Consider the following 16,456-nt stretch of genomic DNA (forward strand, 5'->3'; position numbering starts at 1 on the left):
GCGTTAGCCAGTCCAGCAGCCTTGCTGATTGGCTGGGCCATTACCGGAACAGGCATCATGATGCTTGCGCTGGCGTTGCTCCTGTTGACACGTCTGAAACCGGAACTCGACGGCGGTATTTTCACCTACGCACGAGCCGGATTTGGTGAGCTGGTAGGATTCTGCTCTGCATGGGGCTACTGGCTTTGTGCCGTTATCGCCAATGTCTCCTATCTGGTTATTGTTTTTTCGGCGCTGAGTTTTTTTACCGACTCTGGTGAACGCGTGATCTTTGGTAACGGCAATACCTGGCAGGCGATGCTGGGTGCATCGGTACTGCTGTGGCTGGTGCACTGTCTGGTGCTTCGCGGTGTGCAGACTGCCGCCAGTATTAATCTGATCGCCACGCTGGGTAAACTGGTGCCGCTGGGGCTGTTTATCGTGCTGGCCGTTTTAGCCTTTAACTTTCAACGTTTTCATTTCGACTTTACCGGGCTGGCGCTGGGAAAACCTGTCTGGCAGCAGGTAAAAGAAACCATGCTTATCACCCTGTGGGTGTTTATCGGCGTGGAGGGGGCCGTGGTGGTTTCTGCCCGGGCGAGAAATAAGAAGGACGTTGGCCGTGCCACCCTGCTGGCCGTCACTGCTGCACTGATAGTCTATCTGCTGGTCACCCTGCTTTCACTCGGGGTGATACCAGGAGCGGAACTGGCAACGATGCGTAATCCATCGATGGCAGGTCTGATGACCCGGATGGCTGGCTCCTGGGGCGATATCGTCATTGCCAGCGGGCTGGTGATTTCAGTCTGCGGTGCCTATCTCAGCTGGACCATTATGGCGGCGGAAGTCCCGATGGCGGCAGCGCAGCATGGCGCATTTCCGGCGTTGCTGGCAAGACAAAATAAGCGTGGAGCCCCGGCCGCCTCTTTGTGGCTGACCAATGTCAGCGTGCAGCTGTGTCTGATACTGATCTGGCTGACCGGTTCGGACTATAACACCCTGCTGACCATTGCTTCTGAGATGATCCTGGTGCCGTATTTTCTGGTGGGGGCCTTCCTGTTTAAAGTGGCGCGCTCATTAAAAAATTCTGGTGCAATGACCGTAGCCTGCGGGGCCAGCGCTTATGGCCTGTGGTTGCTTTATGCTTCCGGTCCGCTCCATCTGCTGCTGTCTGTGGTGTTATATGCACCGGGCATCGCGTTGTTTATTTATGCCCGTCGGGGCAGCACAGGCGCTGCCAGGCTTTGTCTCGCAGAGAAAGTCGCGATGGTGTTACTGGTAGTGGTGGCAGCGCCCGCATTATGGGTACTGTTACATTAATCAGTGAGAAAAGGCGGGCATCGCAACCGTCAGGCGGTCATCAAACTGCTCAAGTTCTACGGGGCGGGTATATTCCTGACGGATCACCGCCAGCTGATGTTCAGAGAGTGGGTAAGGCAGTAAAATATCGAACTGCGCGATATGCTGTTGTTCAGCGAGAGTTATCAATCGGGCAATATTTATCTCATCGCTGACCTGAGTAGAAATGATCTGTAAGGCCAGTATTTTCAGTCTTTCAGGGGCGCTACCGGGCAGATCAGCGGTATTTCTGGTAACCATACCAAAGATGGGCATTACGCCATAAATGGCATCAACAAAGCTCCAGCGCTTCTTGCAGGAAGCAGAAAGAAAATCCATGTAATTCAGGCAAATGCTTTCACTTCGCGCTGCTGAAACCTGTTCTTTGTCAGCCACCCTTTGTTCTCCTTTTTCCGCCAGATTAGCCACAGTAGACCCGTTAACTATAATGACATATTTCAGATACCTTATACTATACAACAAGAATTATTTAGCGCGGAATCATAGTAGTCTGTATTAACAAATAGTAGTCTGTTGTTTCCTTTACAGATAATTAGCCCTATGAACAAAATTGTATTTGTCGAAGACGATCAGGATGTGGGTGAACTGATTGCGGCCTATCTGAGCCGTCATGATATTGACGTGATCGTCGAAAATCGTGGTGACCGCGCCGAAGCCACCATTGCTGCCGCCTGCCCGGATCTGGTTATGCTGGATATTATGTTGCCCGGTAAAGATGGAATGACGCTATGTCGGGACCTTCGCGCCAGTAATGTCTGGTCCGGTCCCATCGTGCTGCTCACTTCGCTGGACAGCGATATGAATCATATCCTTTCGCTGGAAATGGGCGCCAACGACTACATTCTGAAGACCACTCCACCGGCAGTACTGCTGGCTCGCCTGCGTCTGCATCTGCGTCAGGCCGGGACACAAAGTCAGAACGAGGACATTACCAGCACAATTTCAGCGCAAAACACGCTGAACTTCGGCACGCTTACCGTCGATCCGGTTAACCGCCAGGTGACGCTCGGTGACGAAGTGATTGCCCTTTCCACCGCTGATTTCGATCTGTTGTGGGAACTGGCAACACATGCTGGCTCAATTCTCAACCGTGATGCATTACTGAAAACCTTGCGAGGCGTAAGCTACGACGGCATGGATCGCAGTATCGATGTGGCCATCTCCCGGCTGCGTAAGAAACTGCTGGATAATGCTACCGAGCCGTATCGCATCAAAACCATTCGTAATAAGGGTTACCTGTTTGCGCCTCATGCCTGGGATGCAAAATGAAGAAGTTGTTTATTCAGTTTTACCTGTTGCTGTTTGTCTGTTTTCTGGTCATGGCGATGCTGGTGGGCCTGGTTTATAAGTTCACCGCTGAGCGCGCCGGACGCCAGTCAATGGACGACCTGATGAAGAGCTCACTCTATCTGATGCGCAGCGAACTGCGGGAAATCCCCCCACGCGACTGGAACAAAACCATCGATAATCTTGAGCTGAATCTGTCGTTTAAACTGCACATCGAACCGATGAGTAAATATCAGCTTGATCCTGTCACGTTGCGGCGTCTGCGCGCAGGCGAGATCGTGGCGCTGGATGATGAATACACCTTTATTCAGCACATCCCACGCAGCCATTACGTGCTGGCTGTTGGCCCCATCCCCTACCTGTTTTTTCTGCATGAGATGCGTATTCTGGATATTGCGCTACTGGCATTTATCGGAATTTCACTGGCCTTACCGGTATTTATCTGGATGCGACCGCACTGGAAGGATATGTTACGGCTGGAGTCCGCAGCACAACGGCTTGGTCAGGGACATCTTGATGAGCGTATTCACTTTGACAGCGCATCCAGCCTGCTACGTCTTGGCGTAGCGTTTAATCAGATGGCTGACAATATCAACACCCTGGTTGCCAGTAAAAAACAGCTGATTGACGGTATCGCTCATGAATTAAGGACGCCGTTGGTACGACTGCGTTACCGCCTTGAAATGAGTGATAACCTCAGTAATGCCGAATCGGTCGCCCTCAATCGTGATATCGGCCAGCTGGAATCGCTGATTGAAGAGTTACTGACCTATGCCCGACTGGATCGGCCGAAAGTCGAGCTGAATTTACAGTCACTGGACCTGGCCGCATGGCTGGCTGAACGGCTGGACGATATTCGTTCCGTGCACGGTGAATTCACCATTGAACTGAATACGCCTCAACGTCAGAACGTTGGGGTAGCCGATACCCGTTTAATGGAACGCGTACTGGACAACCTGGTCAATAATGCCCTGCGTTATGCCGATCATCGCTTACGTGTGGGATTATGGTTTGACGGTAATCTGGCCTGCCTTCAGGTAGAAGATGACGGGCCGGGGATCCCGCTCAGTGAACGTGAACGGGTATTCGAACCCTTTGTGCGACTCGATCCCAGCCGTGACCGTGCGACCGGTGGCTGCGGCCTCGGGCTGGCAATTGTTCACTCGGTCGCTCAGGCGTTTGGTGGTTATGTACTTATTGATGCCAGCCCGCTGGGCGGTGCCAGCGTTCGCTTTTGCTGGCCCGTTAATTTACCCTCAGAACTTCCTCGCGCAGTCTGAATGCTGCCCGTTAACATTAAGGATATTCATGTCATTTGCTTACACTAATCTGACCCGGGTTTTTACCCGCCTCTCACGCTTCAGTCATCTCGCTGCCATTACCGGCTGGGATATGATGACGATGATGCCCCCCGGCGGCAGCAGCGCACGCGGTGCGGCGCTTGCTGAACTCAGCGTGTTAAAACATGAGATTCTCACTGACAAACAGGTTGGCAGGTGGCTGGAAGAAGCCGCTCAGCAACAGCTGAACGATGTGGAACGCGCCAATCTGGCTGAAATGCAGCGCAGCTGGCAGCAGGCATCCCTGCTACCGGCCTCACTGGTAGAGGCTAAATCCGTCGCGGGTTCACGCTGCGAACACGCCTGGCGACAGCAGAGACCGGCAAATGACTGGCAGGGTTTTTCTGCCAATCTGAAAGAAGTGGTCAGACTCAGCCGGGAAGAGGCAGAGATCCGTTCTCAGGCTGCGGGCTGCTCCCGCTACGATGCCCTGCTGGATCTTTATGAGCCAGGCATGACCAGCGCACGGCTCGATCAGACATTTGGCGAAATCAGAGAGTGGTTGCCTTCGCTCTTACAGCGCATTGTTGACAAGCAGGCACAGGAAAAAGTTGAGGTACCCGTTGGCCCCTTTGCGCTGGAGTCGCAGAAACAGCTGGGTCTGGCGATCATGAAGCTGCTGGATTTCGATTTTAACAGCGGCCGTCTGGATGTCAGCGCGCACCCGTTCTGTGGCGGCGTGCCGGAAGATGTGCGTATCACCACCCGTTACAATGAAAACGAATTTATCAGTGCCATGATGGGCGTTATCCACGAAACCGGTCATGCCCGTTACGAACAGAATCTGCCGAAGCAGTGGGCCGGACAGCCGGTTGGCCTTGCCCGATCGACGGCTGTTCATGAGTCACAAAGTCTGTTCTTTGAAAAACAGCTGGGACGCAGTCCGGAATTTCTGGCTCTGCTTTTGCCACACGTCCGACAGCTGTTTGGCGAACAATCAGCGCTGGAGAAAAACAATTTCATTGCCCTCAATCAGCGGGTCAGGCCGGGCCTTATTCGTGTTGATGCTGATGAAGTCAGCTACCCTGCCCATGTCATTTTGCGTTATGAGATCGAAAAAGCCCTGATTGCCGGTGAAATTGAGGTCGATGATATCCCCGCGCTATGGCAGGAAAAAATGCAGTCGTTGTTAGGTATCGACACAAGTGGTAACTATCGTGATGGCTGTATGCAGGACATCCACTGGACAGATGGTGCCTTTGGCTACTTCCCGACCTACACCCTGGGCGCAATGTATGCAGCTCAGCTGTTCAGAGGGGTTAATAAAGCCCTGCCCGATCTGACCACGCTGTTACAGGAAGGCAATTTGCAGCCGGTATTTGCCTGGCTTGAGCAAAATATCTGGCAGCACGGCAGCCGTTTCACTACCCGGCAACTGATTGAAAATGCTACCGGGGAAGATCTTAATCCAGCCTGGTTCAGACAGCATCTGGAAAATCGTTACCTGCATAACAGCTGATTTACAGCGCAGCGGCCTGATGCAGCAAGGATGATGCTCAGGCCGCAATCCCCCCTCTCTTTCTGCTTTCCTGCCTGTTTGTACAATCCGTTACATACCGATACCAATCACTCACGGAAACCGTTGCCTGCTTTTCATATAGTCTTTTCACCGGCCCCGCAGTGGGCTGACACGTGAAATAAACTTTGAGGGTTTTGCAATGAAAAAATTATTTGCTCTGGTTGTAGCCGCTGCTATGGGTCTGTCTTCAGTTGCTTTTGCTGCTGATACCACTGCTGCTCCTTCTGCTGCTGCACCTGCCGCATCAGCAACGACCACCGCGCCAGCAAAAGCTGACACGGCTAAAAAGCATCACAAAAAAGTTGCCAAAAAAGCAGCAGCTCAGAAAGCTCAGGCTGCTAAAAAAGTACACCACAAAAAAGTCGCTAAGAAAGACGCAGCGCAGAAAGCTCAGGCTGCTAAAAAAGTTCACCACAAAAAAGTAGCTAAAAAAGATGCAGCGCAGAAAGCTCAGGCTGCTAAAAAAGTTCACCACAAAAAAGTAGCTAAAAAAGACGCTGCACAGAAAGCTCAGGCTGCTAAAAAACACCACAAGAAAGCCGCTAAAAAAGCCGCTGCACAGAAAGCATAATTGATGAAGCGGGAGCGCCGCTCCCACTCAGAATGACAATACAAACACCCGGTTCGTCCGGGTGTTTCTTTCTGGAGTATCGGATGATGGTGCGTCGCTATTTATTCGAAATTATCCTGGGTTTGATGATCATTTGTGGTGTTGTGGCGGTCAGTTTCTATCTGTAATCGCCTGACCTGCTGCTATTCCAAATTAAGCTCCCTTTTTTCCCGCTTAACTACTATAGTTATCGCCACCGCTGGTTCCTGGATTTTCTGATTATTTCTCCGCTCCGAGAGTGACATGCGCCTGACTGCTTTCTTTTTAATCTGCTGTTTTGCCCTTTCATTTCAGACCCGTGCTGATGATGATGAAGGCCCGGATCCGGCCGAAGTTAAAACCCTTTTTTTTGGTAAGGACGATCGTAAACCCATTACCACAACCAGCACGCAGCCCTGGGAAGCAATCGGTCAGCTTGAGACGACCAGCGGCAATTTATGTACCGCCACCTTAATCTCCCCCCACCTGGCATTAACGGCAGGACACTGTCTGTTTGCCCCGCCGGGCAAGCTGGACAAAGCTGTCGCACTGCGTTTTATTTCTAACGGACGGGGCGGCTGGCGCTATGAAATTCATGATATTGAAAGCCGGGTTGACCCGGAACTGGGCAAAAAATTAAAGGCAGATGGTGATGGCTGGGTTGTGCCCTCCTCTGCGGCTCCCTATGATTACGGCCTGATTATTTTACATAACCCCCCATCGGGAATCGTTCCTTTGCCACTGTTCACCGGCAGCCGCAGCGATCTGACTCTGGCGCTGAAGAATGCCGCAAGAAAAGTGACGCAGGCAGGCTATCCACTGGACCATCTTGATACGCTCTATTCTCACAGTGACTGTCTGGTTACCGGCTGGGCACAGAAAGGCGTGCTGTCACATCAGTGTGATACCCTGCCCGGTGACAGTGGTTCGCCGTTGCTGATGAAGGTGGATAACGCCTGGCAGCTGATTGCCGTGCAAAGTTCCGCTCCGGCGGCAAAAGATCGTTATCTGGCAGATAACCGGGCCATTGCTGTCACCGCGTTTCGCGATAACTTACAGGCCCTGTCATCCGAACAAGGCCAGTAAAGCACGCGACTGGATACGGATTAAGCGGTTTCCCGGCACAAGGCTAAAGGACGATCTCATCCATGGCCTGCTGGATGCGCTTTTCCGATACCGGGTACGGCGTGCCCAGCTGTTGCGCAAAATAGCTGACCCGCAGTTCCTCAATCATCCAGCGGACGTCCTGTACGTCTGCATCATTCCTGCGTGTCTCCGGCAGTTTATTAAACCAGCTCTGCCAGCCCTGTTGCAGTTTTTCAACCTTCAGCATTCTGGCGCGATCGCTGTGTGGATCGACCGGAAGCTTCTCCAGCCTGCGCTCGATAGCCTGCAAATAGCGTAAGGTATCGGGCAGGCGTTTCCAGCCGTTGCCGGTGACAAATCCGCGATACACCAGCCCACCGAGCTGTTCTTTAATGTCGGACAACGCCAGCGCCATACTCATATCCACCCGGCCCTTCAGGCGCTTATTAATGTTGAACACGGTAGTGAGGATCTGCTCAACCTTCTTCGCAATATCCACCACGGTGTCATTCAGCTCTGCGCGCACCTTGTCATGCAGTTTGTTGAAACCCTGTTCCTGCCAGCTCGGCCCCCCATACTCAGCCATCAGCTTGTCAATACCACAGGCGATGCAGTCGTCAATCAGCTCCATGACTTTGCCATAAGGGTTGAAGTAGAGCCCCAGTTTGGCCTTATTGGGCAACTTTTCATGCAGATATTTAACCGGAGAAGGAATATTCAGCAGCAGCAGTCTGCGCTGGCCCTGCCACATCGCTTTTTGTTGCTCATGCTGAGAATCAAACAGGCGGATTGCCACACTGTCTTTTTCATCAACCAGCGCAGGCCAGGCTTTAACCCGATAATTGCCGCGTTTTTGCTCGTAATGATCGGGCAGATCGCCAAAGCTCCAGATATGCAGGCCGTTCTGCTCAAGGCCATCATCAGCCACCTGCGACAGCGTTTGCTGGACCTTATCCTTCAGCTGCGACCTGAGCGCTGCCAAATCGCGCCCCTCATTCAGCTTACGATTGTGTTCATCAACCACGCGGAAAGTCATTTTCAGATGATCGGGCACCTGATCCCACTGCCAGCTTTCACGCTCAATGGTCACGCCGCTCATACGGCGGAATTCACGCTCCAGTGACTCCAGCAGGGGCAACTCAAAAGGAGTGGCCCGGCCAAAAAACGCTTCTGCGTAATTGGGCGCCGGAACAAAATTACGTCGCACTGGTTTGGGTAACGATTTGATCAATGCAATAACCAGCTCACGTCTGAGTCCCGGGATCTGCCATTCAAAACCGTTTTCCTCAACCTGATTCAGAAGCGGCAGCGGAATGTGAACGGTCACGCCATCGGCATCGGCCCCTGGCTCGAACTGATAGGTCAGCGGCAGTTTCAGATTTCCCTGTTGCCAGACGTTTGGATAATCGAGTTTGCTGACGCTGTCCGCACCGTCTTTGATCAGCATCTCTTTGGCAAAGTTCAGACGTTCCGGCTGTTCGCGACTGGCGTTCTTCCACCAGCTGTCGAAATGTCGCGCCGATATCACCTCATGTGGGATCCGCTGGTCGTAAAAACTGAACAGCGTTTCATCATCGACCATGATGTCGCGACGGCGGGATTTGTGCTCCAGCTCTTCCACCTCTTCGCGCAGTTTCAGATTGGCGCGGAAGAAAGCATGTCGGGTCTGCCAGTCGCCCTCGACCAGCGCATGGCGAATAAACAGCTCACGGCAAAGTAGCGGATCAATCTGACTGTAATTGACCCTGCGCGCCGGGACGATCGGTAACCCGTATAAGGTTACCTTTTCACTGGCCATCACCGCGCCCTGCGCTTTTTCCCAGTGCGGTTCGCTGTAACTGCGCTTGATCAGATGCTGTGCCACCGGTTCGATCCACTCCGGATCGATGCGCGCGGCAATCTGCCCCCACAAACGGCTGGTTTCCACCAGTTCAGCCACCATGGTCCACTTCGGCGGTTTCTTAAACAGCGCCGAGCCGGGGAAAATGGCAAATCTTGCGTTACGCGCTCCGGTAAACTCCTGCTTTTCCGCATCTTTCTGGCCAATATGCGACAGCAGTCCGGTCAGCAGCGCGGTGTGCAGACCGCGAAAATCAGCCGGTTCGCTGTTTAGCGGCATTCCCTGCTCGCGTACCACCTGACGAAGTTGAGTGTAGATGTCCTGCCATTCGCGCACGCGCAGGTAGTTGAGGTAATCCGTTTTACACAAACGACGAAACTGACCGGATGAGAGTGCCTGTTGCTGTTCCTGAAGATAATCCCACAGTTTTACAAACGACAGGAAATCAGACTCTTTATCAGCAAAGCGCCGGTGCTTCTCATCCGATGCCTGCTGTCTGTCTGCCGGACGTTCACGCGGGTCCTGAATGGAAAGCGCAGCGGCAATGATCATCACCTCGCGGGTGCAGGCATAGTGCTGTGCGGCCAGCACCATCTTCGCCAGGCGGGGATCGACCGGCAGTTGTGCCAGCGTCCGTCCGGAAGGCGTCAGCCGGTATTGCTCATCGCTGTAGGTTATCGCGCCAAGTTCTTCCAGCAGACGAACACCATCCTGGATATTGCGTTTATCCGGTGCTTCCACAAAGGGAAAAGCACTGATATCGCCCAGCCCCAGCGCGGTCATTTGCAGAATGACCGAAGCAAGGTTGGTACGCAAAATCTCCGGGTCGGTAAAGGCCGGACGGCTAAGAAAATCCTCTTCTGAATAGAGGCGGATGCAAATCCCTTCTGAGACACGACCGCATCGTCCCTTGCGTTGATTCGCCGACGCCTAGGAGATGGCCTCAATCGGCAGCCGCTGTACTTTAGTGCGGAAACTGTAGCGGCTGATACGCGCCGTTCCCGGATCGATGACATATTTAATGCCCGGCACGGTCAGCGAGGTTTCCGCCACGTTGGTTGCCAGCACAATACGGCGTCCTGCATGGGGCTGAAATACCCTGTTCTGCTCGGCGTTTGACAGCCTGGCATAAAGCGGCAGAATCTCCGTATGGGGGAGTTCGCGGCGGTTCAACGCATCAGCGGTGTCACGAATTTCACGCTCACCACTCATAAAGATCAGGATATCCCCGCGACTTTCCCTGCCCAGTTCATCAACGGCATCAAAAACCGCCTGAAGCTGATCGCGATCGCTGTCATCGGCCTCTTCAACCACCGGACGATATCGCACTTCAACCGGAAAGGTCCTGCCCGACACCTCAATCACTGGCGCATTGTGGAAATGGCGGGAAAAACGCTGAGGATCGATGGTGGCCGAGGTAATGATGACTTTCAAATCGCGACGTCGTGGCAACAGTTCACGCAGATACCCCAGCAGGAAATCGATATTCAGACTCCGCTCATGCGCTTCATCGATGATGATGGTGTCATACTGCATCAGCAGGCGATCCTGCTGAATTTCGGCCAGCAGAATGCCATCGGTCATTAGTTTGACCTGGGTGGTGTCACTGACCCGATCGTTAAAGCGCACCTTGTAACCAATGCAGCCGCCGGGCGTGGTTTCCAGCTCGTCAGCAATACGATCGGCAACGGTTCTCGCAGCCAGCCGCCGTGGCTGGGTATGGCCAATCAGTCCGCTGACGCCCCTGCCCAGCTCCATACAGATTTTCGGTAACTGGGTGGTCTTTCCGGAGCCGGTTTCCCCCGCCACAATCACAACCTGATGCTGCCGGATGGCATCTGCTATCTCCTGTTTCTTCTGGCTGACCGGCAGATTCTCAGGGTAACGAATCACCGGCGTGGCCGCCCGGCGTTGTTGGATACGCAGCTCAGCCGCATCAATCTCCCGGCTCAGCTCAGCGGCAAGCGTCAGCTGAGCCTGCGGGTTTTTCACTTTTTTCGCACCATGCAGACGTTTCAGCAAACGCTGGCGGTCGCGCAGCATCAGCATATCAAGACGCTTAAACAGCGCCGCCAGGGGCAGATGGGGTGTTTCAGACATATAAAAAAAACTCGCTAATCGCAGGCTCACTGGCCGGTTTAACAGGGAACAGCTGGAAAAAATTTCACGTAGTGTAGCACAGACAAACACTTAGCCTGGAGCATTGCCTGCCAGGCTTGTTCAGTAAATTTGAATGCTGGCCTCAGAATATTGCACTATCACTGTGAAGGGTTTCCTCCTAGAGTGTAAAACATTGGGCCAGAAGACCTCCGCTAACTAACAGGAATTTATTATGAGCAAAGTATTAGTCCTGAAATCCAGTATCCTTGCCGGTTATTCTCAGTCAGGCCAGCTGGCCGATCATTTTATTGCCGAGTGGAAAGCCACCCACCCTGACGATGAAATCACCGTGCGTGACCTGGCGGCCGATCCGCTGCCCGTTCTGGACGGCGAACTGGTGGGAGCGTTACGCCCTTCCGATGCGACACTGACACCGCGCCAGCAGGAAGCTCTGGATCTGTCCAACACCCTGATTGCCGAACTGAAAGCGCATGACACCATTGTTTTTGCTGCGCCGATGTACAACTTCAATATCCCGACCCAGCTGAAAAACTACTTCGACCTGGTCGCCCGCGCTGGCGTGACTTTCCGTTACAGTGAGAATGGCCCTGAAGGTCTGGTCATCGGGAAAAAAGTCGTGGTTATCTCCAGCCGTGGCGGCATCCATAAAGATACGCCGAGCGATCTGCTGACCCCATACCTGAAGCTGTTCCTCGGCTTCCTCGGTATGTCAGATATCAAATTCGTTTTTGCTGAAGGCATCGCTTACGGGCCGGAAGTGGCAACTAAAGCGACCGACGCGGCAAAAGATGAGCTGAAGCAAATCATCAGCGCCTGAGCTTCCTTTCAACAGTCTGAGTCACCGATTAACTGTTGACGATCGCCACCCTGCCAGTGATTTGCTGGCAGGGTGTGCAGCCCACCGGCTGACCACCCTGAAGCCATTCACACAATCTGTCGATTCCGAAACGCTTTTCTTCGCTGCGGTTTCAGGTTAGCCTGGACAAAATTGTTGCGGAGCCTGAATCCATGTCCCTGATAAATCCCCGCCCACAGCGCGGCAAACTGACCGCATCAGGCCAGATCTATGGCCGGAGTGTAATGGGAGCCCCTTTGCTCTGGTTTCCCGCGCCGCTGGCAGATAAAGAGAGCGGGCTGATCCTCGCCGGTACACACGGTGATGAAACCGCCTCGGTGATTGCCCTCTCCTGTGCCATGCGCACCTTGCAGGAGACGCAGCGCCGCCATCATGTGGTGCTGGCGGTCAACCCAGACGGCTGTCAGCTGGGACTGCGCGCCAACTCCCGTGGCGTGGATTTGAACCGTAATTTTTCTACGGTCGACTGGCAGCCTGACCAGACGGTATACCGCTGGAACAGCATGGCCGACCAGCGGGATGTGCGCCTGTCCACCGGGGAACGGGCTGGATCCGAACCCGAAACCCAGGCATTGTGCGATTTAATTCAACGTCTGCGCCCGGCGTGGGTGGTGACATTTCATGAACCACTGGCCTGCATTGAAGATCCTCAGAGCAGTAAGTTGGGGCACTGGCTGGCGAACAGCATGGATTTGCCACTGGTTACAACGGTAGGTTACGCCACACCCGGCTCGTTTGGCAGTTGGTGTGCAGAGCAGCAACTGCCGGTTATTACCGCCGAACTGCCGGCCGTCTCTGCCGATCTTGCCAGTGAGAAGTATCTGTACTCCCTGGTGGAATTACTCCGCTGGCCGGGCTGAAAGACGCAGTCTGCCGCAGCTGAAAGCCAGCGCCGGTTCCACGTCCACTGCCAGCCAGGTGGGACCGTCAAGATCGCTGTAGCGCGCCACATTTACCAGTGGCAACGCTGCGCCAATCGCTCTTGAGGTGCACAGCATACAGCCCAGCATCACCACCAACCCTCTGGCTTCAGCCGCCGCCGCCAGGGCCAGCGCTTCGGTCAGGCCTCCGGTTTTATCCAGTTTGATGTTGATCATTTCATAGCGCCCCTGCAAACCCGGCAGACTTTTCCGCGTGTGGCAACTCTCATCGGCGCAGATCGGCAGCGGGTGAATAAAATTTTCCAGTGCGGCATCAGCCGATGCGGGCAGCGGCTGCTCAAGCATGGCGATCCCCAGATCCGCCAGCAACTGGCAACGCGCCGCCAGCCCTTCACTGTGCCAGGACTCATTGGCATCCACAATCAGGGTTGCTTCGGGAACGGCCGCGCGGATGGCGACCAGCCGCTCGGTAATCAGCGTATTATCCAGCTTAATTTTCAGCAGTCGCGCACCGTTCTGCCAGAGCGCCAGTGCGGTCACCGCCATACTTTCCGGCGTATCAATGCTGATGGTCTGCACCATTTCAATCACTGCCGGTTGCGCCGTTCCGGTGAGCTGCCAGAGATCGCTACACTGCCTGCGCGCCTCAAGATCCCACAGAGCAGAGTCGATAGCGTTGCGTGCCGCCCCGGCGGGCAGCGCATTTTGTAACTGCTCTCGCGTCATGCCCTGTTCGAGTGCGTCGATCAGCGTGGCAATTTGTGCCAGCACCGACGCCTCCGTTTCACCATAACGTGCATAGGGCGTGCATTCGCCCACCCCTCTGACGCCGTTTTCCTCCAGCTCCACCACCACAACTGCGGCTTCATTGCGACTGCCCCTGGCAATCACAAAAGGCTTTTGCAATGGCCAGGTTTCCGGGTATGCCTTCACTGCTCTCATTGGTCTGTCCTTACGGCAAAAAAAGCCCATCCAAAACAATAGTCATGATGGCAGATATTTTACAGGCTGAGGCATAAAGCGAGGTTTTACTGTCTCAGTCACGCCGCATGGCATACACTCAAAGCTACGTCTGTCATCTTTCAATAAGGAAAAGTTATGTCACAGAAAGTTCATTTTCAGGGCAACCCGGTTGCCGTTGCAGGGCAGTTTCCGGGTGTGGGCGAGCTTGCCAAACCCTTTACCCTTGTAGCCAAAGACCTTTCGGATGTTTCCCTTTCCGGTTACGCGGGCAAACGTAAAATACTGAACATTTTTCCAAGTATTGATACGCGCGTTTGTGCCGCTTCTGTGCGCAAATTTAATCAGCTTGCCAGCGAACTGAACAATACCGTGGTGCTCTGCATTTCCTCTGATTTGCCTTTCGCGCAGTCGCGGTTTTGTGGCTCCGACGGCCTGAGCAGCGTAATCACCCTCTCCACGCTGCGCGGCGACGATTTTAAGCAGAACTATGGCGTGGCAATTGATGATGGCCCGCTGAAAGGACTGACGGCGCGTGCCGTTGTGGTTCTGGATGAACATGACAACGTGCTGCACAGCCAGCTGGTAAAAGAGATCACCACCGAACCAGACTATGATGCTGCTCTGGCAGCGCTGAAATAGTCGCGACACCTTTCCGGTAATCCTTCCCCCCTGCAAGCCACAGGTTTGCAGGGGGGCTGAAGTCCGGTTAGTTAAAAGCTTATTAATTAACCTTCTGATATACCGAAATACCATGTCAATGGTAGACACCCCGGGCTTATATCATACAGTGGGAATGATTAACGATCCTGAGACGCTTATTGTCTCGATGGTAAAAGAACCCTGACGCGCCGTTCAACAGAGGCCCGTCCGGGGCGGGCCTGTTCACTTCCCCCCGCTAACCGCCTGCCTGTCAACGTTTTCCGTTCCGACTGACCCTGGCGCTGCATGGCGCAGAAATCACGCCGTTATGCCAGAAGCGCACGCGCGCTCCAGCGAGGCAGGTTAGTCAGGGATTTTCCCCGGCGTCGGTTTTCTTCTGGCTCAGACCATATTCCCGCAGCTTATTGGCGATGGCCGTGTGCGAGACGCCCAGACGCTTCGCCAGTTTGCGGGTGCTGGGATAGGAGAGATAAAGACGCGTAAGAATAGAGCGTTCAAAACGGCTGGTAATGTCATCCAGCGAGCCTTCCAGCACTTCTTCGTCGAGCGGCAGGGCAGCGGCCAGCTCCGGCAGCGCAATATCCTGTGGCCGTAGTTCATTACCTTCCAGCTGAGTCAGTGCGCGGTAAAGCACATTCTTTAACTGACGCACGTTGCCGGGCCAGCTGTAGCGGCTGAGAAACGCATTGAGTTGGGGTGACAATCGGGGGCGGACCAGCCCCTGCTCATCAGCAAAACGGGCAACGAACAGTGAAGTCAGTGGCAGAATGTCCTGAGGCCTGTCGCGCAATGGCGGCAGATTAAGCGTTAACACGTTGAGTCGGTAAAACAGGTCTTCCCGAAACTCACCGCGCTGTACCAGTTCGGTCAGGTTTTTCTGCGTCGCACAGATAACCCTGACATCGACATGAACTTCATGTTCTTCCCCTACCCGCCGGAAGGTGCCGTCGTTGAGAAAACGCAACAGCTTGGCCTGCATACGTGGCGACATTTCACCAATTTCATCCAACAGCACCGACCCACCGCTGGCCTGCTCAAAAAAGCCTTTTTTGCCTTCCAGCGCATTAGGATAGGCACCGGCAGCATGACCGTACAGCTCACTCTCCGCCACGTCATCGGGCAGAGAAGCGCAGTTCAGCGCCAGGAATGGCTTTTTACCGCGCGCGCTGCGCAGATGGCAGGCCCGTGCCAGCATGTCTTTACCGGTTCCCGTATCCCCCACGATCAGCAGCGGCGCATCCAGCATCGCCAGTTTACGCGCCTGTTCGATTACCTGCCGCATTCTCGGCGTCACCGCCACGATATGCTGAAATTCACTGTCATCGTTTACCGCCAGGTTTTGCAACTGCTGCCCCATTCTGACCGTGGATTTCAACATCACCACCGCGCCAGCCGGGCTGCCCGCAGGCTGATCGCTGCCTGAATCAAAAACAGGGGTGATTTCCATCAGGAAATCGCGACCCTGAATCACCACATGATGCGTCTGCGCGTTGAGATGATCGCTCTCCACCCAGCGCTGGAAATCAAAACCGGCGATCAGCGTTCCGGCGCTGCAACTGCGTATTTTTTCTTCATTGAGTGAAAACAGCGTCTGGGCTGCCGGATTAGCCAGCTCGATCCTGCTTTTCAGGTCAATGGAGAATACCGGTTCCGGTAACGCCACCAGTAACGCGCTCAGCGCCCGGTGCTCCCGTTCTGATGGCAAAAATGACACCGTACGAACATCTGTCACGCTGGGTATACGCCGGATCTCCGCCATTAACCGGCTCAACAGTTCAAAATCAACGGAGGAAAAATTGAGGTAAATGCGACCAATGGAGGCTATTTCGATACCACGCAAATCAATGCGTCGTTCAACCAATAAATCAAGCAGTTCGCGGGTCAGACCCAGTCGATCCTGGCAATAAACTTCCAGACGCATACGTTGTAACCTTCATCATGGCGGGCGAAGGATAATCATACTCTATTGGCGCAGG

The 16,456-nt window shown here is 54.0% G+C and carries 12 protein-coding genes and 2 pseudogenes; 10 read left to right on the plus strand and 4 right to left on the minus strand.

The features are described 5' to 3' along the window. On the plus strand, positions 1-1,299 hold a 1,299-nt coding region (locus tag BG55_RS02745; protein ID WP_034934130.1), incomplete at its 5' end, for a basic amino acid/polyamine antiporter. Here BG55_RS02745 and BG55_RS02750 read toward each other — a convergent pair. Further along, positions 1,300-1,713, minus strand: a complete 414-nt coding sequence (locus BG55_RS02750; RefSeq protein ID WP_034934132.1) for a hypothetical protein — start codon at positions 1,711-1,713, stop codon at positions 1,300-1,302. 165 nt (positions 1,714-1,878) lie between these two features. Here BG55_RS02750 and rstA point away from each other — a divergent pair, with 165 nt between their 5' ends. From rstA to BG55_RS02775, 6 genes and pseudogenes are all read left to right on the plus strand, one after another. Next, on the plus strand, positions 1,879-2,607 hold the full coding sequence (rstA, locus tag BG55_RS02755) for a two-component system response regulator RstA (protein WP_034934133.1): 729 nt from the start codon (positions 1,879-1,881) through the stop codon (positions 2,605-2,607). Next, the gene (gene rstB / locus BG55_RS02760; protein ID WP_034934135.1) at positions 2,604-3,905 is read left to right on the plus strand and encodes a two-component system sensor histidine kinase RstB; all 1,302 of its coding nucleotides are present in this window, start codon (positions 2,604-2,606) and stop codon (positions 3,903-3,905) included. The genes rstA and rstB overlap by 4 nt, the downstream gene beginning before the upstream one ends. Before the next feature lie 28 nt (positions 3,906-3,933). After that, a complete protein-coding gene (locus BG55_RS02765; RefSeq protein ID WP_034934137.1) occupies positions 3,934-5,424 on the plus strand; it encodes a carboxypeptidase M32 in 1,491 nt (496 codons plus the stop codon). A 199-nt stretch (positions 5,425-5,623) separates the two neighbouring features. Beyond that, positions 5,624-6,052 (plus strand): annotated as a pseudogene (gene asr, locus BG55_RS02770) (acid resistance repetitive basic protein Asr); the annotation flags it as partial. An 89-nt stretch (positions 6,053-6,141) separates the two neighbouring features. Further along, complete coding sequence (ydgU, locus tag BG55_RS23570) at positions 6,142-6,222, plus strand: small membrane protein YdgU (protein ID WP_477181465.1); 81 nt, start codon at positions 6,142-6,144, stop codon at positions 6,220-6,222. A gap of 115 nt (positions 6,223-6,337) precedes the next feature. Continuing rightward, positions 6,338-7,159, plus strand: a complete 822-nt coding sequence (locus tag BG55_RS02775) for a trypsin-like serine peptidase (protein WP_034934140.1) — start codon at positions 6,338-6,340, stop codon at positions 7,157-7,159. Positions 7,160-7,202: 43 nt separating this feature from the next. Here BG55_RS02775 and hrpA read toward each other — a convergent pair. Further along, a pseudogene (hrpA, locus tag BG55_RS02780) lies at positions 7,203-11,099 on the minus strand (ATP-dependent RNA helicase HrpA). A 232-nt stretch (positions 11,100-11,331) separates the two neighbouring features. Between hrpA and BG55_RS02785 the strand changes: the two are divergent. After that, positions 11,332-11,937 carry an FMN-dependent NADH-azoreductase gene (locus BG55_RS02785; protein WP_034934142.1) on the plus strand — a complete coding sequence of 202 codons (606 nt, stop codon included), beginning with the start codon at positions 11,332-11,334 and terminating at the stop codon, positions 11,935-11,937. A 191-nt stretch (positions 11,938-12,128) separates the two neighbouring features. Further along, on the plus strand, positions 12,129-12,836 hold the full coding sequence (gene mpaA / locus BG55_RS02790; RefSeq protein ID WP_034934143.1) for a murein tripeptide amidase MpaA: 708 nt from the start codon (positions 12,129-12,131) through the stop codon (positions 12,834-12,836). Here mpaA and ycjG read toward each other — a convergent pair. Next, a complete protein-coding gene (ycjG, locus tag BG55_RS02795; protein WP_034934145.1) occupies positions 12,816-13,799 on the minus strand; it encodes an L-Ala-D/L-Glu epimerase in 984 nt (327 codons plus the stop codon). The genes mpaA and ycjG overlap by 21 nt on opposite strands. 156 nt (positions 13,800-13,955) lie before the next feature. Between ycjG and tpx the strand changes: the two genes are divergently transcribed. Continuing rightward, on the plus strand, positions 13,956-14,459 hold the full coding sequence (gene tpx, locus BG55_RS02800; RefSeq protein WP_034934146.1) for a thiol peroxidase: 504 nt from the start codon (positions 13,956-13,958) through the stop codon (positions 14,457-14,459). 367 nt (positions 14,460-14,826) lie between these two features. Here tpx and tyrR read toward each other — a convergent pair whose 3' ends face one another. Beyond that, positions 14,827-16,401, minus strand: a complete 1,575-nt coding sequence (gene tyrR / locus BG55_RS02805; RefSeq protein WP_034934148.1) for a transcriptional regulator TyrR — start codon at positions 16,399-16,401, stop codon at positions 14,827-14,829. Positions 16,402-16,456 lie beyond the last annotated feature (55 nt).

Origin of the sequence: Erwinia mallotivora (genome assembly GCF_000590885.1) — a bacterium.
GTDB classification, from domain to species: Bacteria; Pseudomonadota; Gammaproteobacteria; order Enterobacterales; family Enterobacteriaceae; genus Erwinia; species Erwinia mallotivora.

Coding starts and splice junctions, on each gene's coding strand:
- mpaA (WP_034934143.1), top strand. CDS start 12,129: ATGTCCCTGATAAATCCCCGCCCACAGCGCGGCAAACTGACCGCATCA.
- tyrR (WP_034934148.1), bottom strand. CDS start 16,401: ATGCGTCTGGAAGTTTATTGCCAGGATCGACTGGGTCTGACCCGCGAA.
- ydgU (WP_477181465.1), top strand. CDS start 6,142: ATGGTGCGTCGCTATTTATTCGAAATTATCCTGGGTTTGATGATCATT.
- BG55_RS02765 (WP_034934137.1), top strand. CDS start 3,934: ATGTCATTTGCTTACACTAATCTGACCCGGGTTTTTACCCGCCTCTCA.
- tpx (WP_034934146.1), top strand. CDS start 13,956: ATGTCACAGAAAGTTCATTTTCAGGGCAACCCGGTTGCCGTTGCAGGG.
- ycjG (WP_034934145.1), bottom strand. CDS start 13,799: ATGAGAGCAGTGAAGGCATACCCGGAAACCTGGCCATTGCAAAAGCCT.
- rstA (WP_034934133.1), top strand. CDS start 1,879: ATGAACAAAATTGTATTTGTCGAAGACGATCAGGATGTGGGTGAACTG.
- BG55_RS02775 (WP_034934140.1), top strand. CDS start 6,338: ATGCGCCTGACTGCTTTCTTTTTAATCTGCTGTTTTGCCCTTTCATTT.
- rstB (WP_034934135.1), top strand. CDS start 2,604: ATGAAGAAGTTGTTTATTCAGTTTTACCTGTTGCTGTTTGTCTGTTTT.
- BG55_RS02785 (WP_034934142.1), top strand. CDS start 11,332: ATGAGCAAAGTATTAGTCCTGAAATCCAGTATCCTTGCCGGTTATTCT.